General features: G+C 63.3%; 14 protein-coding genes, 2 tRNA genes and 3 pseudogenes. 4 read left to right on the top strand and 15 right to left on the bottom strand.

The features are described from left to right. Positions 1 to 19: 19 nt before the first annotated feature. From C450_RS16260 to C450_RS16290, 7 genes are all read right to left on the bottom strand, one after another. Complete coding sequence (locus C450_RS16260; RefSeq protein WP_049910330.1) at positions 20 to 1,129, bottom strand: ABC transporter ATP-binding protein; 1,110 nt, start codon at positions 1,127 to 1,129, stop codon at positions 20 to 22. Beyond that, a complete protein-coding gene (locus tag C450_RS16265; protein WP_005045336.1) occupies positions 1,126 to 2,946 on the bottom strand; it encodes an ABC transporter permease in 1,821 nt (606 codons plus the stop codon). Before C450_RS16265 ends, C450_RS16260 begins: the two co-directional genes overlap by 4 nt. Further along, entirely contained in the window at positions 2,919 to 4,127 is a 1,209-nt protein-coding gene (locus tag C450_RS16270; RefSeq protein ID WP_005045337.1) for a thiamine ABC transporter substrate-binding protein, read from the bottom strand. The genes C450_RS16265 and C450_RS16270 overlap by 28 nt, the downstream gene beginning before the upstream one ends. A 138-nt stretch (positions 4,128 to 4,265) precedes the next feature. Beyond that, entirely contained in the window at positions 4,266 to 5,018 is a 753-nt protein-coding gene (locus C450_RS16275) for a hypothetical protein (RefSeq protein ID WP_005045340.1), read from the bottom strand. 185 nt (positions 5,019 to 5,203) lie between these two features. Beyond that, positions 5,204 to 7,648 (bottom strand): heavy metal translocating P-type ATPase, encoded by a 2,445-nt coding sequence (locus C450_RS16280; RefSeq protein ID WP_005045342.1) that lies wholly within the window; start codon positions 7,646 to 7,648, stop codon positions 5,204 to 5,206. A 1-nt stretch (position 7,649) separates the two neighbouring features. Then, the gene (locus tag C450_RS16285; RefSeq protein ID WP_005045343.1) at positions 7,650 to 8,492 is read right to left on the bottom strand and encodes a sulfite exporter TauE/SafE family protein; all 843 of its coding nucleotides are present in this window, start codon (positions 8,490 to 8,492) and stop codon (positions 7,650 to 7,652) included. Between the two features lie 61 nt (positions 8,493 to 8,553). After that, positions 8,554 to 9,264: a hypothetical protein gene (locus tag C450_RS16290; protein WP_005045346.1), complete on the bottom strand. Its 711-nt coding sequence runs from the start codon at positions 9,262 to 9,264 to the stop codon at positions 8,554 to 8,556. Positions 9,265 to 9,366: 102 nt separating this feature from the next. Here C450_RS16290 and C450_RS16295 point away from each other — a divergent pair, with 102 nt between their 5' ends. Together C450_RS16295 and C450_RS20965 are read left to right on the top strand one after the other, a co-directional pair. Beyond that, positions 9,367 to 10,479, top strand: a complete 1,113-nt coding sequence (locus C450_RS16295; protein WP_005045348.1) for an NAD(P)/FAD-dependent oxidoreductase — start codon at positions 9,367 to 9,369, stop codon at positions 10,477 to 10,479. Positions 10,480 to 10,668: 189 nt separating this feature from the next. After that, positions 10,669 to 11,259 carry an alpha/beta fold hydrolase gene (locus tag C450_RS20965; RefSeq protein WP_080510323.1) on the top strand — a complete coding sequence of 197 codons (591 nt, stop codon included), beginning with the start codon at positions 10,669 to 10,671 and terminating at the stop codon, positions 11,257 to 11,259. 71 nt (positions 11,260 to 11,330) lie between these two features. Here the strand turns inward: C450_RS20965 and C450_RS16305 are convergent. Further along, positions 11,331 to 11,606 (bottom strand): annotated as a pseudogene (locus C450_RS16305) (transposase); the annotation flags it as partial. Here C450_RS16305 and C450_RS16310 point away from each other — a divergent pair. Continuing rightward, positions 11,602 to 11,853, top strand: a pseudogene (locus tag C450_RS16310) (cyclodeaminase/cyclohydrolase family protein); the annotation flags it as partial. The pseudogenes C450_RS16305 and C450_RS16310 sit on opposite strands and share 5 nt — an antisense overlap. A 75-nt stretch (positions 11,854 to 11,928) precedes the next feature. Here C450_RS16310 and C450_RS16315 read toward each other — a convergent pair. Next, positions 11,929 to 12,144: pseudogene (locus C450_RS16315) on the bottom strand (IS5/IS1182 family transposase); the annotation flags it as partial. Positions 12,145 to 13,080: 936 nt separating this feature from the next. Continuing rightward, positions 13,081 to 13,965 carry a DUF106 domain-containing protein gene (locus C450_RS16320; RefSeq protein ID WP_005045360.1) on the bottom strand — a complete coding sequence of 295 codons (885 nt, stop codon included), beginning with the start codon at positions 13,963 to 13,965 and terminating at the stop codon, positions 13,081 to 13,083. Between the two features lie 712 nt (positions 13,966 to 14,677). Between C450_RS16320 and C450_RS16325 the strand changes: the two genes are divergently transcribed. Beyond that, entirely contained in the window at positions 14,678 to 19,651 is a 4,974-nt protein-coding gene (locus C450_RS16325; protein WP_169317828.1) for a S8 family serine peptidase, read from the top strand. 286 nt (positions 19,652 to 19,937) lie between these two features. Here the strand turns inward: C450_RS16325 and C450_RS16330 are convergent. The 5 genes from C450_RS16330 to C450_RS16350 all read right to left on the bottom strand — a co-directional run bounded on the left by C450_RS16330 (position 19,938) and on the right by C450_RS16350 (position 23,996). Next, positions 19,938 to 20,011, bottom strand: a tRNA-Phe gene (locus tag C450_RS16330). A gap of 484 nt (positions 20,012 to 20,495) precedes the next feature. Continuing rightward, a complete protein-coding gene (locus tag C450_RS16335) occupies positions 20,496 to 21,245 on the bottom strand; it encodes an FAD-binding protein (protein WP_005045364.1) in 750 nt (249 codons plus the stop codon). 101 nt (positions 21,246 to 21,346) lie between these two features. Further along, positions 21,347 to 22,537, bottom strand: coding sequence for an ABC transporter substrate-binding protein (locus C450_RS16340; RefSeq protein ID WP_005045365.1), 1,191 nt, complete (start codon positions 22,535 to 22,537; stop codon positions 21,347 to 21,349). 66 nt (positions 22,538 to 22,603) lie between these two features. Next, entirely contained in the window at positions 22,604 to 23,617 is a 1,014-nt protein-coding gene (locus C450_RS16345; RefSeq protein WP_005045367.1) for a hypothetical protein, read from the bottom strand. A gap of 304 nt (positions 23,618 to 23,921) precedes the next feature. Next, a tRNA-Val gene (locus C450_RS16350) sits at positions 23,922 to 23,996 on the bottom strand. Positions 23,997 to 24,142: the final 146 nt, after the last annotated feature.

Consider the following 24,142-nt stretch of genomic DNA (forward strand, 5'->3'; position numbering starts at 1 on the left):
CTGCGGGTGTTCCGAACTCTTAGCTGTCCTGCAGGAGGTGAACGTCGGCCGTGTCGAACTTCAACTCTACAGTATCGTCCGGTGGCTGGCGGCCCTCGGTCTTCACCAGAATCGACCGGTCGTTCCACGTACAGTGGAGTCGGTAGGCATCGCCGAGGAACTCGCTGTTCTCGACGGTCGCGGTCAGCGTCGTCTCACTTTCGGACGACTCGCTTCGCTCAGCCCCGCCGAGACGGATCGTCTCGGGACGGACACAGAGCGTTACCGAGTCTCCAGTCGACACGTTGGCGGTCTTGGGGAGCCGAATCTCTTTGCCGTCCACGCGAGCGCGCAGTGGTGCGGTTGCGGACACCTCGCCGTCGAAGAGGTTGTTGTCGCCGACGAACTCGGCGACGAACCGCGAAGCGGGCTCACGATAGAGCCGTTCGGGCGTGTCGACCTGCTCGATCCGGCCGCCGTTGACCACCGCGACCCGATCGCTGATCGCGAGCGCTTCGGCCTGGTCGTGGGTGACGTACACCGTCGTGATCCCGAGGTCCTGTTGAATATCGCGGACGGTCACCCGGAGGCGTTCGCGGAGGCGCGCGTCGAGCGCCGAGAGCGGTTCGTCGAGCAGGAGGAGTTCGGGACCGGGGGCGATCGCCCGCGCGAGCGCGATCCGCTGAGCCTGGCCACCCGATAGTGCTTCCGGGTCGCGCTCGCCCATCCCCGCCATGTCGACGAGATCGAGGAGTTCGTCGACGCGCTCGTCAGAACTGACGTCACCGGGCGGATCGCGAAAGCGGAGGCCGTACGCGACGTTCTCACGCACGCTCATGTGGGGGAAGAGCGCGTAATTCTGGAAGACGATTCCGACGTCGCGCTCCTCGGGCGGCATGCCGTCGACTTGCTGGCCGCCGATCCGGACGTGCCCGGCGGCGGGCGTCTCGAACCCCGCGATCGTGCGGAGGGTCGTGGTTTTCCCGCAGCCCGACGGCCCGACCAACGTGAAGAACTCGCCGTCTCCGACCGCGATCGAGACGTCCTGGAGCGCGGTCACGCCGCCGAAGGTCACGCTCACGCCGTCGAGTGCGATCCCTGGATCCGCCCCGTTGTCGGTCGTTTCGACGCCGGATTCGGATCGAGTCATGGCTCCCACCGCCCGCCGAGGCGTTCGATCACCAGAAAGCTCGCGGCCGTCACGGCCAATAACACTGTGCCCATCGCTGTCGCCGGCCCGAGACTCGGCCCGAGCGAGCGGTTCCCGATGTAGCGTTCGAGCGCGACCGGCATCGTGTAGCTGTTCACACCTTCTGCGAGTAACACTGTGGTATCGAACTCGCCGATCGAGATGGCGAACGCGAACGCGCTGCCGGCGAGCACGGCCGCAGCGATCAGGGGTAGCTCGATGTCCACGAGCACCCGGAACCGGCTCGCACCGAGCGAGCGGGCCGCATCGAGCAACCGGGAATCGAGCCCGGAGAGCGCAGGCGTGACGTTGCGAGTCACGAACGGGTAGGCCGCAACGGCGTGGGCGGCGACGACCGCGACCGCGCCGCTCACGACGATCCGGTGGCCGAGTATTTCGGTGCCGAAAACCAGGGTCTGGAGCAGCCCGAGCCCGACGACGACGCCGCTGACCGCGAGCGGGGCGGTCATGATCGTTTCCGCGAGCCGCGAGCCGGCCCCGCCTCGCACCGCGACCACCGAAACCACGATCCCCATCGGGACCGCGAGGACGAGCGTCCCGAGCCCGAACGTGAGCGAGTTCGTGATCGCGGGCAGCGGTTTGACCGTTCCGGCCCCCGTTGCGGCCTGCTGGCGGACGAGGAACTCGTAGTACGCCGTCGTGAGCCCTCCATTGGGACCGGTCACGCTTTCGAGAATCATGCTCGCGAGCGGGCCGACGAACAGGATCAAGACGGGGATTCCGTAGATCCCGAGCCCCACCCTTACGGGATCGCGGAGCGTCCGCCAGCCCTGGATGAACGCCTGTCGCGGACGGGAGGCCCCACCGCCGCGCATACTCGTCTGGCGCGCCTCGTATCGGAGGTAGAGATAGGTCAGCCCGAGCGAGAGGGTGGTTTCGATGGCCCCCAGCGTCGCAGCCTCGGCGAGCGCGAGGTCCTGAACCCGGGCGTAGAGCCAGACCTCGACGGTCGCGAGCCGGAGCCCCCCGAGCGCGAGCACGATCGGGAACGAGAGGAACGTGAAAACGAACGTGAGCAGCGCCGCGGTCAGGAGGGCGGGCAGGAGCTGTGGCGCGACGACGTCCCGGAACGCACGCAGCGGCGACGCGCCGAGCGCGCGCGCGGTCTCGACGCGTCGCGCGTCGACGGTCTCCCACGCGGCGGTCACGAGCCGGGTCACGAGCGGCGCGTTGTAGAAGGCGTGGGCGAGCACGATCGCTTCGAGCGAGAACAACAGGTTCACTTCGCCGAGTCCGAGCCAACCGAGAACGTCGTTGAGTACCCCCGTCTGGCCGAACATCGCCAGGAAACCGACCGCGACCATGATCGAGGGGAGCACGAAGGGAAGGATGGTGAGCGAGCGGAGCGCGCGCCGGCCACGGAACTCGTAGCGCGCGAGCAGATACGCTCCCGGCAGGCCGACGACGACGCTCGCCAGCGTCGAGAGCAGCGCCTGGTAGGCCGTGAACCCGAACAGCCCGAACTCCACAGGTGAGAATCCGGCTCGGACCCACGCGAGCACGCCGGCCGGGACGCCAGCAGGATCGGTGAACAGCGAATGGGCAGCCCCGGTGTAGAAGGGGTCAGCGAGCACGTCGAGCAGCGGGGCGACCGTCAGTCGGCCGCCGCGGACCACGGCCTCGACGAGGACGCTTCCAACTGGGTAGTAGAAGATCGCGAGCAGTACCGCGAGCGTCAGCGCGAATCCCAAAGGAAGGGCGAGCCGGCCGGTCCACCGCCGCAGCGTCGTCACGCGCCCGCGACCAGCCTCGCCCACTCCTCGACCCACGTTCCGACCGAGCCGGCGAGTTCGTCGTACGAGAAGGTCACCGGTTCGGGCGGTTCTTTCGCGTACTTCGCGAACTCCTCACTCGGAGTGACGCCCTCGACGGCGGGGAACTGAACGTTCTTGACGGCGATCTTCGACTGGGCGTTCTCGGTGAGGACGAACTCCATGAATCGCCTTGCGAGATCGGGGTTTTCCGCGTCGGAAAACAGCGCCATCGTCTCGGGGTTCGCGTAGCCCTGATCGTTCAGAAAGCCGATCTGGTGTTTCGCCATGTTCACGTCCGGCCCGTGATAGAACACCTGATCGGTCGAGTACGAGACCACCATCGGGGCCTCGTCGTCCATGTAGGCCTGGTAGGCCGGCTCCCAGTCCGAGAGCACGTTGACGCCGTTCCCGACGAGTTGCTCCCAGTAGTCGAGATAGCCGTCCTCGCCCTGGGTGATGATCGACCAGAGCAGAAAGGCCCGACCGGGATCGGACTGCTGGGCGTTCTGGGTGATGAGGTCTCCCTCGTAGCGCGATTCGAGGAGTGATTCGAAGGTCTGTGGCTCCTGTACCTCCTCTTCGTTGTAGACGAGGCTGATGTAGCCCGTATCGTACGGGATCGCCCGGCCCTTCGGGTCGACACGGAGGGAATCCTTCACGGTGTCGGCGCGGTCGAGACCGTCGCCGACGGATTGGAACAGCGCGCTGTCGAGCTGTTGGCTGACACGAACGAGCTCGCTCGTGTTCAGCCCAACGTACACGTCGGCGTCGATCGGCGCGCCCTGTTTGGCCCGTTGGATGTACTGGTTGACGCCGTTCTCTGGGGTCACGAACTCGACAGTTGTGTCCGCATACTCCGCTTCGAAGGCGGATTTGAGCCAGTTGCCCGCGGTGTCCTCGCCGGTGAACGAGGAGTACGTCGCGACGGTCAGCGTCCCGCTTGAGGACGCGCTGCCGGTCGTCGTACCCGTCTCGTTCGTGGCGTTCGTCCCGCTTCCGCCGGTCGTTCCGTTCCCGCTGGCCGTCCCGTTCGCTCCCTCGCTCCCGTCCGTGCCGGATGCGTTCGACGAGTTGGACGCGTTCTGCCCACTTCCGCCACCGTCGTTGCTACCGGTGCAGCCCGCGAGCAGCGTCAGCCCCGCCACGCCAGCACCGGCTCGGCGGATGAATCGCCGTCGTTGCATTACTCGGTGATTCCACTGGGTGGCAATTACCCTGTCGGTCGGGAGTCAGTACGTCGCTCAGCGAACAGGAACGCCGACGACGGATCGAATCGTGAGCGTTCGAGAAATCACACCGGTCGGGTATTGATTCGACCGCTTTCACCCACCGGAACCGGTCGAAACGGCGGTAGCGGGCGATCCGAGACTCGGGAGGCTCGGATCACGGTAGGGGTTGCGGCCGTACACCGCGCCGTGGAGGTCCTGTTCGTCGAGCTGCTCAGTCAAGGTTCGGCGCAGCCGGTTGAGGGCGGTGACGTCGAGATCGTACGTCGCACAGAGATCGCTGAATCGATCTTCATCGGTGATCGAGCTGAACTGATCGTAGAGATCGGCGAGGCGTTCGGGCGACTGTTCGGCGATCCACTCGTCGTCGTGGAGGCCGAGGTGGCGTTCGCGCTCGCGGTCGACCACGTGGCGGATCACGACCAGCGCGACCTTCTCGATCGCACGCTGGCTGCCGAACGCGGTGAGATCGAGATCGACCATGATCCCGATGGCGCGATCACGCTGCCACGGCGTGAGCGAGCAATCGCCGCACAGCGCGTGGGTCAGCCGGAGCTTTTCGAGGCGGTGGGCGCGCTCGCTGTACCCTTCCATCGCGGGATGGCGCTCGTCGTGCAGCCGGCGGAGGTTCTCCCGGAGGTCGCCGTCGGGCGAGTCGGCCCGGCCGATCCGGGTCGCGCTCGGTGTGACCAACCCCCACCGGCGCACGGTTTCATCGCGCTGGAGGTCGGCCCGCGCGACGGCGCTGTCGCCAGGCCGACGGCTCAACTGGACGATGGTCGACTCTCTGGCCGAGTCCACGTCCGCATCCGTCGCCGCGAGCGATTCGGCCGTGTCGTCGTCGGTCATGCCGACGGCGTAGCCGCCGCTAACAGTTGAATGGTGGGTTACTGCGAAAAACCATCACGAATCGACTCCTGTCGCGTCCCGCTCGTATCTATACCTTATCGCCAGAGTCACTTAAAGGAATGACGAGAGAGAAGGAGCACCGGCAGCGGGGGGAGAGGAGGAGAAGAACGCCCCGATTCGGTGTGTCAGTCGGAGTGTGTCGGCGTCCCGAGCCGATCGTCGCGGTCGTCGCGGTCGTCCGGGTCGGTTTCGACCGGCCGCTGCTCGTTCGCCGGGAGGAGCCGGCGTTTCGAGTTGAAAACGACGATGAGACTGCTGATCGCCATCATGACGGCGGCGATCAGCGGCGTGATGACGCCGGCCATCGCGAGCGGGAGCGCGATCGCGTTGTAGCCGGCCGCCCAGACGAGGTTCTGCTTGATCCGTCCGCGGGTGTTGCTCGCCAGATCGAACAGTTCAGGAACGGCGTCGAGGCGGTCGTCGAGCACCACCGCGTCGGCCGCCTCGATGGCGAGTTCGGTGCCGCTCGACACCGCGATCCCGAGATCCGCGCTGGCGAGTGCGGGGGCGTCGTTCGTCCCGTCGCCGATCATCGTCGTCGTCCCGCGCTCGCGGAGGCCCTGGACGATCGCTTCCTTCGATTCGGGGCGCACGCCCGCGAACACGTGATCGACGGCTGGATGGTTCGCGAACGTCCCGGTCATCCGTTCGTCGTCACCAGTCAAAACGACGATCTCCCGGCCCGCGTCCGCGAGTTCGGCAACTACGGCCTCCCAGTTCTCCCGAGGCGTATCTTGGACCGTGACGATCCCACGGACGGCTCCGTCCCACGCGACCGCCGTGGGATGGGTGCCCGATTCGTAGGCGTCCGCGACGGCTGCCTCGATTTCCGAGGAGGTCGTCCACTCGTCGGCGTCGAAGGAGTCGGGATGGCCGACCACCACGCGAGTGTCGTCGACGAGCGCCGACACGGTACGATCGGCGCGCTCGAAGCTCGACACCGAGCGAGTCGTCGGCGGTGCGGCGTCGTCGATCGCGGCGGCGATCGGGTGGCTCGACCGGCGCTCGACGGCGGCCGCCATCGCGAGCACCTCGTCGGGATCGTCGCCGACGACGTCCGCGAGCTCCATTTCTCCGGTGGTGAGCGTCCCAGTCTTGTCGAACACCACCACTGAGGAGTCGTCAACGCGTTCGAGCACCGTCTCGTTGAGCACGAGCATCCGGTTGTCGGTGGCGTCGCGGGTGGCCGCCGCGAGCGCGAGCGGGGTGGCGATCCCGAGCGAGCACGGACACGAGACCACCAGCACGGAGACGCCAGCCATCACGGCCGTGTTCGGGTCGTTGCCGAGCACGAACCAGCCCGCGGCGGTCAGCCCGGCGAGCACGAGCACGAACGGGACGAACAGCACGGCAAAGCGGTTGACGAGGCGTTGAACGCCCGTCGCCGAGCTCTTGACGTTCCAGAGGAGTTCGACGAGGCGATCCATCGTGCTAGTGGCGTCGGGGCCGACTTCGACGACGATCGCGCTGTCGGTGAGGATCGAGCCGCCGAGCACCTCATCGCCGACGGATTTGCGCTGGGGGACGGACTCGCCCGTGACGAGCGCCTCGTCGATCGCGGCGGTGCCGTCGACGATCTGTCCGTCGATCGGGACCCGCTCGCCGGGTTTGACCAGCAGGCGGTCGCCGGGCTCACACTCCGCGATCTCGATGGTTTCGGTGGCGTCGCTGTCGTCGTCGAGCCGGCGGGCCTCGTCGACGCGCGAGTCGGTGAGATCGGCCCGGTTGCCGAGCGCGGCGCGTTTGACCCGTGATTCGAGGTGGTTGCCGATGGTGACGATCGCGAGCACCATCACCGCGACGTCGAAGTACGGATCGCGCCCGCCCGTGAGATAGGTAACCATCGAGTAGCCGTAGGCCGCGAGCACCGCGATGGCGATCAGCACGTCCATGTTCGGGCGGCCGACGCGCAGGCTGACGTAGGCTCCGCGGAAGATCGGATAGCCGAGCCCGACGAGGATCAGCGTGCTCCAGACCGCAAGCGGACCGAACACCATCGCCTCGACGGTGGTTCCGTAGAGGAAGCTCTCGGGGTAGATCCCGAGATACACCGGGTAGATGAACAGCACGTAGAGGATCAACACCGGCATCATCAGGATGGCCGCGAGCGCCGCGCGGTACTTGCCGAACTCGACGCGCGAGCGCAGCGAGTCGTTCTCCTCGTCCGGGCCGTGAGCCTGATAGCCCAGTCGGCTCAGGGCCGCACTGATCCCCTCGCGGTCGATCCGATCAGGATCGTACACCACTTGGACCATCTCGGTCGCGTAGCTCGCTCTGGCTTCGTGGACGCCCGCTTCCTCCTCGGCGAGCAGCTCGATGAACCCCTCGCAGGTCTGGCAGTGCATCCCGTCGATCGAGAGGTAGGCGGTCTCGGCACCGTCGGGGACGTCGGGTCGGGAGTCCTCGGCCGCGACGCGGTCGCGGACGGCCGCGATCGAGAGGTCGACGTCCTCGCCGTCGTCGACGAGGCGTGCGACCTCCAGACAGCCCCGACAGCAAAACTCACCGTCGACGTCCGCACTCGTGATCGGATCCTCGATATGGAGGTCACAGAGCGTGCAGGCCGCCATCTCAGGCCATCATCTCCGACCCGGCGAGCGGTTGGTAGTACGGGATGTCGGGCAGCGGGAGCATGACGCCAAAGCGCATGAATCCCATCGCGAGTAGTACGTACCCGAGCCCAATGAACAACACGCCCAGCCCGTAGTGGACGACCTGTCGCTGGCGGGCGCTCACCGACCCGATCACCGTTCCGTAGAGGAACACGCTCGGCACGGTGCCGAGTCCGAGTGCGCCGAGGCTGAGCAGGCCGTAGACGGGTGATCCCTGCGCGAACGCGTACAGGAATGCGGGGTAGAGCAGCATGCACGGCAGGAGTCCGTGCAGCGCGCCGAGGCCCATGATGCCGACACCGTTGACCCAGCGATCGATCCGTGTCGAGATCGCCGTGTAGCTCCGGGCGAACACCGACCCGATGCCGGTGCCGGCGATGACGCCCTCGACGGCTCCCTGCCTGTAGCCCGCCAGCCGGGTGAGCCCCATCACGAGGATCGCTGCGCCCGTGAGGATTCCGATAGCGCCCTGGAACGGCCCGAGAATCCCGGCGAGGCCGATCGTCCCATAGAGGAGTGCGCCGGCGGCTCCGAAAACGGCCCCGATGAGTGCGTAGCTCACCGTCCGGCCGAGGTTGAACAGCGTGTGCTGGCGCACTTCGTAGAGGGTGAGCGCACCCGACCAGCGGTCGTCGGTCTCCATGCGCTCGGCGTAGGTCGCGACGAGCGGGCCACACATCCCGATGCAGTGTGCGCCGCCGAACAGCCCGATGAGGAAGAACACCGCGAGGCCGTAGCCCGCCGTGACGCCGAACCCACCGATCTGAGTCGGGAGCAGGGTCGCGGCCGGCAGGGCCTGCATGATGCAGTCTGTACGGCTTCCACGGCGTAATGGGTTGTGGTTCGACCCGCGAATTCGAGGATTACTCTTCGACCGTGGGCGACGAAACGAGATCCTGAACGTCCGGATGGGTCGTGTACTGGTCCAGTTCGGATGGCCGCTCCTCGGGCGTCGTCCCCGCGAGCGCGTCCCGGACTCGCTGCCACGCCTCGTGACGTCGGAGGACGTACACCGGGATCGTCTCGACCCCTGCGAGGGCGGCGAGCACGAGCCGGTGGAACCCCTCGGTCCAGATGATCACGCCGTCGCGGCCGACGAGCACCATCGGCTCCAGATCGTGGATGTAGTCGGCGTCCTCGGGGCTATCATACACCACCCCGAGATTCGGTCGGTAGCCCTCGTCGCGGATGTCCCCGTACAGATCGTCGAGGGCCGGCAGATACTCCTCGACGAGCTCCGCTTCGCTCTCGCAGCCGTGATACGCTCCGTTTTCGTCGATGCGCTCTCTGGCCTCCTCGTAGTAGGCCGTCTCGATCCACTCGTCTCCCGCCACGAACCGCTGTGTCAGTCCCTCGTGGATGTAGTTCTCGTCGACCCGGTGGCAGTTTTCCGGCCGATCCCAGTCGCCGTCGTGTACGCTGCCGAGCCCCGAGCGTAGCGAGACGACGGTGAACCGTTCAACCTCGCTCGGATCCACGTGGACGAACGCCCACGGATCGGCCGGTGTGTCGTATCGTCGCTGGTTGGCGACGGTGTTCCACGTCGTCCGGTTGCGGAAGTCGTCGAACCACACCCCTCGGACTGTTCGGGCAACGACAAGTACGTTTCGACGACAGCGAACCGTCCGACCGCGGACCCCGAAAGTTGACCTGAGATGGCAGCATGACTGGTGACAATGGAACCATCAACGGTCGCCGTCGTCGGGGCTGGAGCGATCGGTGTGACTGCTACTGCAGCGCTCGCCACACGAGGGGCGGACGTGACGCTGTACGAGCGCGGATCGCTTGCAGCCGGGAGTAGTGGACGGGCCGCAGGCGTTTGCTACGACGCGTTCGCCGATCGGACCGATGCGAGAATCGCCACTCGATCGCTGGAACGGTTTCGGGAGCTTCCGGACGTGTTCACCGAGCTGCCTTACGTCTGGCTGGCTCGGTCCGGTGACGAAAAGCGGGCAAACGCGATCCGAACGCAATCGAGACGGATGCGTGAGTTGGGGCTCGACGTCTCACTCGTTGCTCCGGACGACCTCCACGACAGGTTTCCGGGCCTGGTCACCGACGACGTCGCCGTGGCGGCGATCGCACGAGGGGCTGGCTACGCCGAGACCGAGAACTACGTCGAAACGATAGCGGAACGAGCTGCACGAAACGGCGCATCGATCCGGACCGAAACGTCGGTCGAGATCGCCACCGATCCGTTACAAATCCTCGCGGAGGACGGGAAGCGATCGTTCGATGCAGTACTGGTCGCCGGCGGAGCCCATTCGAAACGAATACTCGACACCGCTGGCGTCTCGATCCCGCTGAAGCCGTATCGGGTCCAGGCTCTCGTGACGGACCCCATTCCGAACAGCGAGACCGTGCCGATGTGCTTCGACGCCACCGGTGACTACTACTTCCGTCCGCATACAGGCGGTCTCCTCGTTGGCGACGGGACGGAACGAGTCGAGAGCGATCCCGAACACTGGAAGCGCGACGCCGACGAGGCGTTCGTCCGGCAGACACGCGAACGGATCGCCGAGCGGGTCCGGCAGGACGAGATCGGCGTTCGTGAGGCGTGGGCGGGGCTCTGCACTGCGACCCCGGATGGCGACCCTCTAGTTGGAGAAATCCGACCGGGACTGTTCGTCGCGACGGGGTTCCACGGGCACGGATTCATGCGTTCCCCGGCACTCGGTGAGCGAATCACGGACGAGATACTCGGCGGTGACGGTGTTCGGCGGTTCGATCCGACACGGTTCGATGGGAGTGAGACGTTCGAGATCGTCGCCGGGATGGATATCGAATGACGCAGTACAGCCAGCAAGTGGGTTCTCTCCAGTGGTTTGGCAGGCGTGGACTGATGGGTTCGTAGCCATTCGTTTGGGTGCCGCATTGGTGATAGTTCTGAAATCGACTGCTGGATAGAGGGCGCATCTCTTGCACGCCAGGGTGGATTCCCATATCCTTATCATTCGACGTGTTGTCCGATGTTGCTGATGACTCTTCCAGATGGATGGACGACCGATGCTGTGCGTGTCAATGGAGTCGATCTCCAGTGCTACCGAATCGGCAATGGACCGCCATTAGTGATGGCCCACGGCCTTTTCGATAGCGGTCAACGGTGGATTCCGCTCGCCGAGGATCTCGCAGATGATTACGAGGTAGTGGCGTACGATGCTCGTGGTCATGGCCAATCGGATGCTCCAAAGACGGGGTACAGCCTTGATGATCGAATCACGGATCTTCGTGCTGTTGTTCACGAACTCGACCTCAGTAATCCGATTTTACTCGGCCATTCTATGGGCGGAGCGACCGTCGCTTGGGCGGCTGCGAAGTACCCCGATTTTCCGCGAGCAGTAGTGCTTGAGGATCCGGAGGGTCTGCACGATCAGCCCGATCTCAATCCTGACGAACGGGCCGGAGTCGTGCACGAACGATTGGAAGAAGTCGCCGGTCAGACGGTTCAGGAGATCGTTGAAGAACACTTCCCAGATCCGGACCAAACCCACGCTCGACGACTTGCAACTGCTTCTCTTGAATGTAGGGCTGTGTTGAATCGCCATAGGGCGGTGGATTTCACTGCTTGACGGAGCGTTTGATGTTGTAGACGACACACATCAGGGTGATTTCTNGTTGAATCGCCATAGGGCGGTGGATTTCACTGCTTGACGGAGCGTTTGATGTTGTAGACGACACACATCAGGGTGATTTCTCGGAACTCACGGTACCAGTCACGCGCTCGCACGGCGTAGCCGAGCGAGCGCTTGACGGCCGAGTTCACGGTTTCGGTCATCGACCGCTGTGCGTAGAGATCCTCGTCGATTCGGGCGTTGTGAGCGTGGTCGTACGGTGCGCGGATGCAGTGCTTGATGAGCGGACGAATCCCGAGCTCACGCAGTCGTTCACGGAGAACGGTCTTGTCGTAGCCCTTGTCNGTAACGCCAAGCGGTGGGGCAGTCGCTGCCATCGGTGGTGCTTCCGGAGCGGCGCTTTGTGAGATGGTCTGTATCCACACGATTGAAAAGGATGACTACACCGATGTTCGAACCGAGCTAACCGACATACGTGATGAACTCGGGGATCACCGGAACCGCTTGTTGGAGCTCGCAGATGAGGACTCGATAGCTGTCGACGAGTTGCAGGCCGCGTTCGAAACGCCCAGCGACGCGAATCGCACTGAACGGCTGTGTTGAATCGCCATAGGGCGGTGGATTTCACTGCTTGACGGAGCGTTTGATGTTGTAGACGACACACATCAGGGTGATTTCTNCGGTTATTTGTGGCATCTCCTTCAACAAGTCGATGGTCATGCGGTAGGACGCGTCGAGGTAAATCCGGAGACAATGCAGGGAAACAAAGGCGTAATCGGCGAATCCGCCGCCACCGTTCGGGGCGGCGGATTCGTCTCCATCACCAGTAACCCTTTGAGCTATGACTACGCACCGCTCAGTGAAGCGGGAGATTTGCGTCATGGCTAACTCAAGTCTCCCGCTTCAGCGCCTTTGATTTAGCGACCCATCCTGCCGCCGTCTAGTGATTCAACACAGCCNGTCATGGCTAACTCAAGTCTCCCGCTTCAGCGCCTTTGATTTAGCGACCCATCCTGCCGCCGTCTAGTGATTCAACACAGCCGAATGTAGTCCACACGTTGCTGAAATCGCCCGTGAAGGGTATCCATCGCCGCTTGTGAATGCGCTTTCTGAAATATCATGTCGAACGCTCGTGTTACGATCCGATCTCGACGTCGATCGGCGTGTGAGAGATCTTGATGCCAGTGACACCGTACCGGATGGTCGTCTGGTCCACATCTCTGACGCCGGTCACTACGTGTTCCGCGACGAGTACGAGGCTGCATATACAGAATTGCGGACATTCCTCCAAAGAATTTGATGGGTGGTGGGACCATCCCTCGTATTTTGTCATACTCCCGGGAACGAAGGGCTGGTAGGGTGCGGATCACGAAGAGTGATAGAGAACACGAGATAATGGCGGCGGAATGTCAAAAAAGCCATCCTCTGTATCTCACACCGGCTCTGTCAGTAGGTGAACCGTTCTCGGAGTCCCGCAGCAAAGAGATCATCAATCGATGGTTGACACACCACTACCTTCACCACAAATAATCCGTTTCTTGCTTTCCTGCGGAGTGTTCTGACAGCGACGAGACCAGCCGGACCGCCGTCGTATCGACTTTCCCACCGAGTCACAGTACACCGCTACGGCCACAACGTCCGGGTTGAGCGTGAGCATCGCAACAGGACGGAGGTCCGCGTGTTTGCAACGACCGAATCCGGCTGAACAACGTCTATGCGCCGCTTTCGCGAATCACGCTGTAAGGAGAACCGCCGCGTGTAACCTCTCGTATCTTCACCTTGTCGCCAGAACCACTTAAACGCCGAGCCACGAGTACGTTACGTTGGACTGGTCTGGATGTTAAGGGTTCTCCGGATAAGCTGTCGGGAGGTGACCGAGCAGATCGTATACCAGAGCAGCCACGCCTGCATCGGTCCGATGACTTTCGCGGTCCACGCGATTCGGCCGAGCATCGGGAACACCATCGCGGTTGGCGTCACCGCCTGAGCGGGCGAGAGCATGAGCCAGTAGAGCCAGAGAAGCACCGGCACCGTGAACAGCATCGTCCACGCTAACGGACGAAGCATCTGGGTGAACATGCCCAGCTGATCGGTCATCACATCCATCTGTTCTTTCTGTATTCGTTTGACAGCACCCTCATCGCCACGCTCTTTGGCCTTCTCCAGCCGTTCGCTGATGGCATTCATCCGCTCTTGGCGTTCGCCCATCTGCTCGTAGTCCGTCATCCGCGACTGGATCACGATCGAAACGAGGCCCGTTCCTGCTGCGAGTGTCAACACCACGAGATAGAACGGCAGGATAGCTTCGAGTGGTGTGAGGAGGACGTCGACCATCGGTCCGACTGAGTCACGGATGACGGGAACCCGATAACCGAGGGCGAGGGTGAGTGCGCTCACTCCTGCTATTTTGTCGGACACCGACCACCCAGTATCCTCAGCATTCTCTGCTGTTGTGTCCTCAGCATTCCCAAGCGCTTCGCTGACTGCGACTGGGTCATCGATGACGAATCGGTCTCCTGCTTCGATCAGTACACCTGTCCCGAGGAGACGGCCCCACTGCGCAGCAGTCATATCGTCGCTGACGTCGTTCCACGCGACGGTTCCATCCCCGGATTCGGCAGCAGCGAGCACGACGGCTGACGCATCCGCTAGTTCGTCATCTCGCTCGATGAGTGTCCGGAGTTCCCCTGTGGTCTCTGCCATTGTTCGTACTTGTTGTGTAGTTGTGATAAATCCCCGGTCGAGTTCCGGCGTCATCCCGGCCTCACCACCGGAATCTCAGAACGCCGCTAGAAACGAACGGATGGCTGAATCCGATGAACGAATCACCCATTTTCGAGGGAGATCTCAGCAAAACTGGATTCACAACCACTGTTTGGTGACTGTACGATTTGTGGGGGAACGCACAACCCGGTTCGCCGACAGACATTAATCCTCAATTGTGTTCATGAAATCAGGGGTAGATTTATCAGCCTCGGGTATGAGACAGAGTGTATCACACATGTAACCATTACCACCGTTGGTAATATATCCGTGTGTGAAACTCAGAAACGAACTCGCATCAATCATGCCACGCGAATACGCTACACTTCTGGCGATCGTCGTCGCGGGGGCAGTCACGTTTTCCATGATCGCGCCGTTCGTCGGCGCGGTGGGGACGGGCCACCACTCCGCGCAGTACAGCACCGCTTCCGATACCACACCGTTGAGTTCCGTTGGCGGGCAGGCACACGACGCTCGGTCCTCCGACGCGACTCAATCCCAGACGGCCCCGATCGGTTCAGCGCTTCAGGACGCCAACGGGACGGTCCGTGCGCTTCTCGTCCTCGATCAGGCGTCCGTCGATCGTGGGGCCAACCGCGCGGAGACCATCGCGACACTGAAACAGCATGCGGCGACCACCCAGTCGTCGGTGATGACCAGTGCTGGCGGTCTCCAAGGAGTCGACGTCACGAACCGGTTCTGGATCGCCAACCTCGTCGCGGTCACCGTCGATACGGATCGGACCAGCGTTCGGTCGCTCGCCGAAATCGAGGGTGTCAACGCGGTCGTCAAGAGCCGCGAGATCTCGGTTCCGGAGCCACCCGAAAACGTCCAACCGGTCGCTGACAGCTCGGAAACCAGCCCGAGCGACGTCAACACCACCTACGGGTTGGATCAGATCAACGCCACACAAACCTGGAACGAGTTCGACACTCGCGGTGAGGGTACCAAGGTCGCGGTGCTCGACACCGGCGTCGACATCGACCACCCGGACATCGACCTCTACACCGAAAACGCCTCGAACGCGACCTACCCCGGCGGGTGGGCCGAGTTCGACGAGAACGGCAATCAGGTCCCCGGCTCCGAGCCGCGTGACAGCGCCGAACACGGCACGCACGTCAGCGGCACCGTGTCGGGCGGTGACGCGAGCGGCACCGCAATCGGTGTCGCACCCAACGTCCAGTTGATGCACGGGATGGTCATCCCCGGTGGCAGCGGGTCGACCACCCAGGTCATCGGCGGGGTCCAGTGGGCTGTCAGCCAGGGGGCCGACGTGGCGAGTCTGAGCCTCGGTGCAGGCTGTGGTCTGTTCGGCCCGATCTACTCCCAGGCGTGGATCCCGGTCGTCGAGAACACCAAAGCTTCGGGAACGAGCTTCGTCGCCGCGGCCGGGAACAGCGGTGAGGGCTGTGTCGGCTCACCCGGCAACGACTTCGAGACGTTCTCCATCGGGGCATCGAACGCCGATGGCGACATCGCTGACTTCTCAGGTGGCCAAATCATCGACAAGAGTGAGTGGGAAGACCCACCCGCCGAATGGCCGGATACGTTCATCAAGCCGAACGTCTCCGCACCTGGCGTGAACGTACTGAGCTCGGTTCCCGGCGGTGGGTACGACGACACCTTCTCGGGCACNACGTTCATCAAGCCGAACGTCTCCGCACCTGGCGTGAACGTACTGAGCTCGGTTCCCGGCGGTGGGTACGACGACACCTTCTCGGGCACCTCGATGGCGACCCCACACGTCGCGGGTGCGACTGCGCTGCTGCACTCGGCGAACCCCGACGCGTCGGTCTCCGAGATCCAGCAGGCACTCAACAGTACAGCGTGGAAACCCGACGACGCGCCGGCACCGGACGACGAGAAGGACACCCGCTACGGGATGGGTATCATCGACGTCTACAACGCGACCCAGCAGCTCGCCGTCTCCGCCCCCGAGTCCGAACTCGGTGATGTCAACGAGAACGGCGACGTCGACGTCCAGGACGTCCGGCTGACCCAGCAGTACCTCTACGGTGAGGAGCCCGACCCCTTCAACGCGAACCTCGCGGACATGAACCGCGACGGCGAGGTCACCACCAAAGACCTCCGCCTGCTCCAGCGCAAAGTTCAGGGAACGCTCGACGAGGGTGCAATCCAGGTCACGAATCTGACCGCACCCGACGAAGTCGGCGAGAACGAGACGATCACCGTCACCGCCGATCTCGAAAACCCCGGTGACGAGGGGGCGATCCAAACGGTCTCGCTCCGCGTCGCCGAAAACGAGAGCGACCTCGGCGAGGGAACGCCGGTCGCAAACGAGACGATCGACATGGCACCCGCGGGCGTCGACGAGCCCGTTGACCGTCCGCACGAAACCACGGTGACGTTCGAGGTCGACGCGGACGAGATCGGCGCGGGTGAGTACCACGTCGGGGTGTTCAGCGAGGACGACTCCGCGAGCGACGAGATCACGGTTCTCGGGTCGAACTTCGCCGTCTCGGACCTGAGCGCGCCCGCGGAAATCGAGCAGGGCGATACGTTCGATGCGAACGCGACCGTCACGAACACGGGTAATCAAGAAGACACTCAGACCGTCGAATACCGCTTCCGCAACGGTGTCGAGCGAACCACGAACGTCACGCTCGGTGCGGGCGAGAGCACCACCGTCGAATTCGAAGACATCGAAACCAACGGCGTGAGCGGAGGTGCCTATGAACATGGCGTGTTCACTGACGACGATTCACGGACGGCGACCATCACGGTGCTCGAAGGGTTCTTCGACGTCGGGATCACCGACGCGCCCGACGAAGCGTCGGTCGGCGAGACGGTCAACGTCTCGGCGACGGTCGAGAACACCGGCAACGCGACCGACGGTCAAACTGTGCGGTACGATCTGGTGCCGAACGCGATCGACGTTGCGGTCGTCGACGACGGAGACGACTCGCAGAGTCGGGCGCTCGTCGACCGGCTCGATTCGTCGCTGTCCGCTGACCGTTACAACGTGACGTACGTCAACTCCAGCAACGTGATGGACGAGATCGACGCCTACGACACGTTCGTCGTCAACGAGTTCCAGACGGGCGACGCGTCCGTCGAGGAGTTCCACGAGGCGACCGACGACGCCGAGACTGGCGTCGTCTACCTCGACCAGTGGGGCAGCTTCGGCGGCAGTGACGCGATCGACGAACTGTCCACCGTGACCGGCGATCCGGCGAATCACGCCGACGAGTTCAGCGGGGCGGATCCGTACTTCGAGATCACACAGGACCATCCGATCTTCGCTGGCGTCGGTGATCCCGGCGATCAGGTGGACGTCTTCGTCGGGTCCGGACCCGAGCACAGCTGGCACAGCGGGTACAGCGGCCAGACGCTCGCCACCGTCGGCCAGCGCGGCACGATCAAGGGATCGGCCATCGCGGTCAACGAAACCAGTGCGACGGTCCTCGCGGACTCGTTGGGAGAGACGAGCTACAATCCCGCCGCGTTCACCGAGGCGTCGAACAGAACCCTAGCGAACTCGGTCGCACACGTCAGCGGCTTCGGCCCGGTTGGATCCAGTGTGACGGCACAGGACGACACGTCCGAGAACGTCACGCTCGATCCCGGTGCGTCCGAGACCGTCGAGTTCAGCTACACGATCCCGAAGGACACCGATATCTCGGTCGATTACCGTCACGTGGTCGCGAGCGAAGACGCTGAGGACTTCACACCGGTCACGATCGACGTCGATCGCGGTGCAGTCGACGGCACTGTCGTCAACAACGCGACCGACGATCCCGTCGAAGACGCGACGGTCGACGTCTCGGTCGCGGTTGACGACGGCAACTACACGGCTGTGACCGGGACTGACGGCACGTACCGGATCGAAGACGTTCCTGCGGGCACGCACAACGTCACGGTGTCGGCCGATGGCTACACCAACGAGACCACCGCGGTCGACGTGCCAGCGAACGGTACTGTCACGCAGGACGTTTCGCTCGATCCGATGGACGGATCGATCTCCGGCACGGTCACCGCGAGCGACACTGATGAGTCGGTCGCGAACGTCACCGTCGCCGCCGAGGACAACGAGGGCACCGTCTACGAGGCGACGACCGACGACAATGGAACGTACACCCTCGACGTGCTGCCGGGCCGCTACGTCGTGAACGTCGCTGACACACCGGGCGACTACCGACCGCAGGAAATCGTCACGGTCGCGTCCGGCGAGGAAGTCACGGGCGTCGATTTCGCACTCACTCCACGTAACGGCTCCATCACGGGCTACGTGGAGAACGCCGCGGGCGTGCCCATCGAGGGTGCGCACGTGGTCGACGCCGATCAGGGGGCGTTCAACGCGACCACCAACGAGAACGGGCTCTACGAGATCACCGATCTCGATCGTGGTACGTACGCGCTCCGGGCGAAAGCCGATGGGTACAACGCTTCGGACATCGCGTTCGTCGAGACATCGGCGAACGAGACGACCACCCAGAACCTCACGCTCGGGACGTTCTTCGAGGTGTCGGCAGTGAGTGCGCCCGACACCGCAGCACAGGGTGAGACGATCGACGTCACCGCGACGGTCACGAACGTTGGCGAACAACGAGACACCCGCACGGTGTTTTACTTCCCGCCGGGCACCGACTTCGGCGGGGAGATGCTCGCCGCCGAATCAGATCTGTTCGAGCGGGTGACGCTCGACGGTGGCGAGAGCACCACCGTGACGTTCACCTACGAGGTCTCGGCGAGTCGTGAACCGGGCGAGTACGAGCACGGCGTCTCTGCCGACGAAGTGAAGTCGACGATGATCTCCATCGAGGAAGCCGAAACTCCCGGCGAGGCGAACTACTCGATTTCCGCCCTCTCCGCACCCGCTGAGGGCGAACCCGGTGAGGAGATCGCGGTCAATGCCACGATCACCAACACCGGCAACGCCACTGGCACGCAGACCGTCGAGTACCTGTTCAACGGCACGACGATGAACACGAGCGAGGTGACGCTGGATCCAGGCGAGAACACGACCGTTGCGTTCTCTCCGACGATGCCTGCCACGGAAGGCACCTACGAGCACGGGATCGAGACCGTCAACGATCGGGCAGTCGCCGACATCACGGTCGAAGCCAGCGAGCCGGAGCCGGCGTACTTCGCGATCTCGAACCTGACCGGCCCCTCGGCGGCCGATCCGGGCGAGGAGATCACGACGACCGCCACCATCACCAACACCGGTGACGAAGAAGGAACCCAGTCGATCTACTTCTTCTTCATGGAGATGTCGGCTGTCGACGAGCACGATCTCGGGACGTTGGGAACACAAGCGATGCTTGGAACTTTCCGACCCCAAGCCGCGCCACAGGAAGTGACGCTCGACGGCGGCGAGAGCACCACCGTGACGTTCACTCACGAGGTCGCGACGGACACGGAGCCGGGCGATTACGAGTATGCGGTTTCGAGTCTTCAGGAAGTCACAACTCACCCGCTGACTGTCACGGCCGCGAACGGGAGCCAGCCGGCCATCGGTCCGCCCGGACAGCAAACGCACGGCATGCCGCCAGCGCCGGTGTTCGGGAACGGCATGCCACCGTCACCCGTGTTCACGGATGAACGTGCCGACAACACTGAACAGCAGCGAACCCTTCGGGAACCGGTGGTGGTGGCTGGGTAACCGCCGACGCTTTCAGTTCTCTAAATTTTACTCAGTTGATGTGATCAGGAGCGAGACACACTCACTCCGCTCGTTCCGCGCGACTTGCAGTGTTATGAATCCGGTCGGCGTCGTTTTCTCAACCGTTCGCTGTGCTCACGCTTTCGAAATATGCCGCCTCCCCGATTTGAACAGATGCCAGACGTTCCGGGCGTGTGGCTCACTCCGTTCGCCATTCCGGGGCTGTGACTGGCGTGCTCAAATCGGGTCGGGAGCATTTTCACTGCTCCCGTTGGTCGCAGGAAAATGCCGCCTCCCCGATTTGAACGGGGGACAGCTCGATCTTCAGTCGAGTGCTCTCCCAGTCTGAGCTAAGGCGGCCCGTTCGGATCGACGCCGAGCGACTGAAAAAGGGTTTCGGAATCCCGGTCAGTGGACGAACAGATCAGCCACGTCGAACTCGGCCCCACAGTCCTCACAGACGTAGCCGAGTCCGTCCTCGGTCGTCACATGACCGCCACACTCGGGACACGTCGATCCGGAGATCATCGTACATGTCCGTCGGAGCCGGGTGCTAAAGGCCTTTGCCGTCCGCCGAACCTGGCCGGATGGCGGGAGCCTTTCACCGCTCGACACCAACCGCGGGTATGTCGACTGGTCGCGCCCTGTTGCTCCTCGGAACGATCGCCGTGCTGGTGTTCACCGCCGGCATCCTGATCGTCGCGCTGCTCAGCTAGCTGGATGATCGTTCGGTTGTGTGAGAATCTTCCGTCAAACCTGACTTCCAGTAGGTGTTTTTTAGGGACAGTCCTGTGTCATCCCTCGGCTGTGCAGCGCTGGAGACGGTGGATGGGAGTGCGTGGAACTACTCCTCTCGCAGGCTCGGGTGCGTGCGTTGCTCGTCCGGATGAGACTCGGCGACGTACTCCCGCATCGTCTCCCGCGACTCGTCCTCTCGACGGCGGCGTTCTCGGCCACCGATCTCCTCACAGCCGGGCGGCAGGTCGCGTCCGCGGTCGGTGAAGTACCCATCGGGAGCGACCCAGTCGTGGTAGAACGGCCGGTCGTCGTCCTCCAGCAGCGTGACGGCAACCTCGGCACCGTGGCCGGCGTTCACGACCGCTTGGTGTGGCTTCCCGGCGAGTCGTCCGGCGGCGTACAGCCCCTTCACGCCGGTTCGGCCCCGTTCGTCCGTGTCGACGAACGGCTTCCCGCGATCGACGATCCCGACACCGTCGATGCCCGCGAGGTAGTCGGTGGTGTTCTTCGTTGCGGCGATCACGTACTGGGTGTGATAGCGATCTCCGCCTGCCGTCTCGACGGCGAATCCGTCGGACGTCGTCTCGACGCGCGTTACTGCCGCTTGCTGGCGGTCACAGCCGCCACTATCAGCCTGCTCTTGCATCATTTCCAACAACAGGCGGGCGTTGATACCCGCGGGAAAGCCCGGATAGTTTTCGAGGTGGGCGTTTCTCCGGAGGAGCGACGTGCCGGCGTCGACGACGAGCGTGTCGAGGCCGTGTCGAGCGGTGAAGATGCCTGCCGATAGGCCAGCCACGCCTCCCCCGACGATGACGACGCTGTACGCGCTGTGGTGGTTCGATTCTGTTGTCATGAGCGTGCTCCAGTGCTATCACGCACGCACGAATAAGGTCGTCATTGAGTTGTTTGAACTGCCGTCGATGTCTCGGCCGTCGCGTTGTGTCCACTCCTCAATCAGAACTCTCCGCTGATGATGTCCGCGACTCGTTGACGGTCGAACAGCTGGTCGTTGCTGGCTATCTCACCGAAAATCTCTGGATACATTTGCTTTGCACCTTGCTCAGTTAAGAAGAGGTTGTGGATGGGTCCTTGGTGGAGGTAGCCACCACGGTAGACGCGTCCGTTCTCGACGGCTGTTAGCTGACTCCCCACGGGGTGATTCCGCAGATCCGCGACGACCGTGTCCCTGAATTCGGACACCGATTTTCGCTCGTGTCCGCGGATGAGGAACACCTCCGGGTCGACTTCGAGTAGTGTCTCGAAGTCGAGTTCACCCCTGTCGGTGGAACTGATCCCCTTGACGCCGGTTTTCGCTAATGCGTCCTTGACCCCGAGATCGCGCCACTGCTTCTTGCTCGTCCCTTTGTCGTTGAGTCGATACGGCGAGAACGTTTCCGATTCGCTGGTACGTTTGTAGGTGAGCAACACGCTCGGCCGCTCGGCGGCCGGCGGGAGTCGTTTCTGGATGTCGGCGATGAACTCGTCGTGGAGTCCTTTGAACGCTCGATACCGCTCTTGTTCTCGGAACAGCTGTGCTATCTTCTCGAATGCTCCGTAGAGCGTGTAGTAGCGGTAATCGTGCCACTCGTCCTCCCGACGGAAGATCACGTTCCCAAGGAACGGCCCGACGTTCTCGGCGATCTCGTCGACGTCCTGCTGGTCCCAGTCGAACCAGTTGATCAGCATCCCCGGATCGTATAGATGAACGTCGTTCTCGAGTTCGTAGAACTGTTCTTTGCTCCGAACTTCGGAGTTCTCCTCGATCTTCTCGCGGTCGACGTTCACGCCGGGCAGTTCCTCGTAGAACGCGGTGTAATACCGGTCCGAGCCACCGATACCGGTGATACCGTCGGCCTGTCCGAGCGCGACACCCATGTCGGCATAACAACCGCCATACGGGATCCATCGCTCGGGTACTGATTCGAAAGTGATCTCCCCCATCGGGGCCATCGTCACTGAATACGTGTTTGCATCGGTACTCCCCGTCGTATTTCCGGCTCTGGAGCTATTCGAGCTGCTCTCTTCATCGTCGGGACTGCCTTCACTCGTACAGCCAGCGAGCAGCCCGCCACCGACGACTGCGCCGCCGTACGTCAGGTAGTCGCGCCGCGTCGGTGCCTCACGCGCCGTGGACTCGTCTCCCATACGGATTAGGCTCGCCTAAATCCACTTAGCCGTTCCGTTTTTGGCCAGCCAAAACTCGGCGTGGGTTCAGTACGGCGCACCACACTGCGGGCACATCGGTGGCCCACCCTCGGGGAGTGTCAGTCCACAGTGGGGGCACGTGCCGTCACCATCGGGTTCCGTGATCGCCGCGACGGCTTCGGCCGTCGTTTCTCGGATCGCGTCGACGCTGCCGATCTCGGTGTCCGTTTCGACCTCCTCGTTCCCGCTGTCAGGTCCGTCGGTGGCGAGGGCGAAGCGGGCTCGCTCGACGACGAACGGCTCTCCCTCGTCGAGTTCCGCGAGCGATTCCGGGAGCGACACGTCGGCTTCCGAGCGCGCGAGCAGGCCGAGTGCCTCGGCGGCTCGCCCCTGGACGTGGGCGTTCTCATCGGCCAGTCGCGCGCCGAGCGCGTCGCTGGCCTCGGCAAGCCGTCGGGGGTGTTGACAGCCGACGACCGCCAGCGCCGTACTCAGATGGTAGCGCACGAGGTCGTTTTCGTCGTCGAGGTGATCGGCGAGAGCCGAAACATGGTGTCTGAGCCGCTCAGGATCGCCCAGCGCGACGTGTTCGAGCGCCTTCGCCAGTTTTTCCTTGACCGCCGGTTCGTCGAACGATAGCCCGACTCTGCAATCCGCCAGCAGCTCGGGCGAGGCAACGGTGTCGGGGTGTTCGAGCGCGACGTACCCGAGCGCCTCCGCCGAGCGGGCGCGGACGTAGTAGAACTCCTCGTCGTCGGCTAGCCGCTCGGCGAGCGCCGATACCACCGGGATGACGGCGTCCGGGTCGGTCTCTGCGACGGTGACGAACAGTTTGGCGGTCAGCAGGCACACCGAACGCTCGTCATCTTCGAGCAGGGATTCGCATGACGGCAGTGCTGGCGCTACTACGGCTGGATCATCGCTCACGGCGGCTTTCAGCGAGCGAAGGCACGCTTTGCGAGTCTCGACTCCTGCCGACGGAAGGCTCTCGACGAGCGCTGCGACCGCCGTGCCATTCTTCCGTTGGAGCGCTTCGTCGACCGCCACTTGCAGCGACGAACTCGGCTCTGCATCATCCATCCTGAATCAGCTCTCCGTTGTGTCGGATATGCGCAGGTTCGAGCACGGAGATGAAAACAGTTGTCCACGGGATCGTGACGTAGCTGTGCGCTCTTGGACGTTCGAAACCTATCAGTTCAGAGATCGAAACGAAGGCTTTCGCTGTCTCTATTCCCGATCGCGGTGAGATTATGGCGACAGCAGGAAACGGATTGGGTTCGGACGGAGTTGGAACCACGGTCGTTCCGCTTCGCTTCACTCCCTGGTTCAAATCGCCCTCACGTAATGGGTTCGCAGCTCGCGGTGTCGCTCGCCGCAAAATCAGTGGGTTCGGGCGGATTTGAACCGCCGGCCTCCTCCATGTCAAGGAGGTGTCATAACCAGCCTAGACCACGAACCCATCGAGTGCGTACATCGACATGGCATACGGATGCAATTGAACGTTTCGAAACGAGCGCCTGCCGGCGGTCGCCTGTCCGGCTTGCAGCCGGTACGGTTAAGTGGATGTACGATCTTGTCCATTACAACGCGGAACCGTACATCGAC

It is taken from the genome of Halococcus salifodinae DSM 8989, from assembly GCF_000336935.1.
GTDB lineage: Archaea > Halobacteriota > Halobacteria > Halobacteriales > Halococcaceae > Halococcus > Halococcus salifodinae.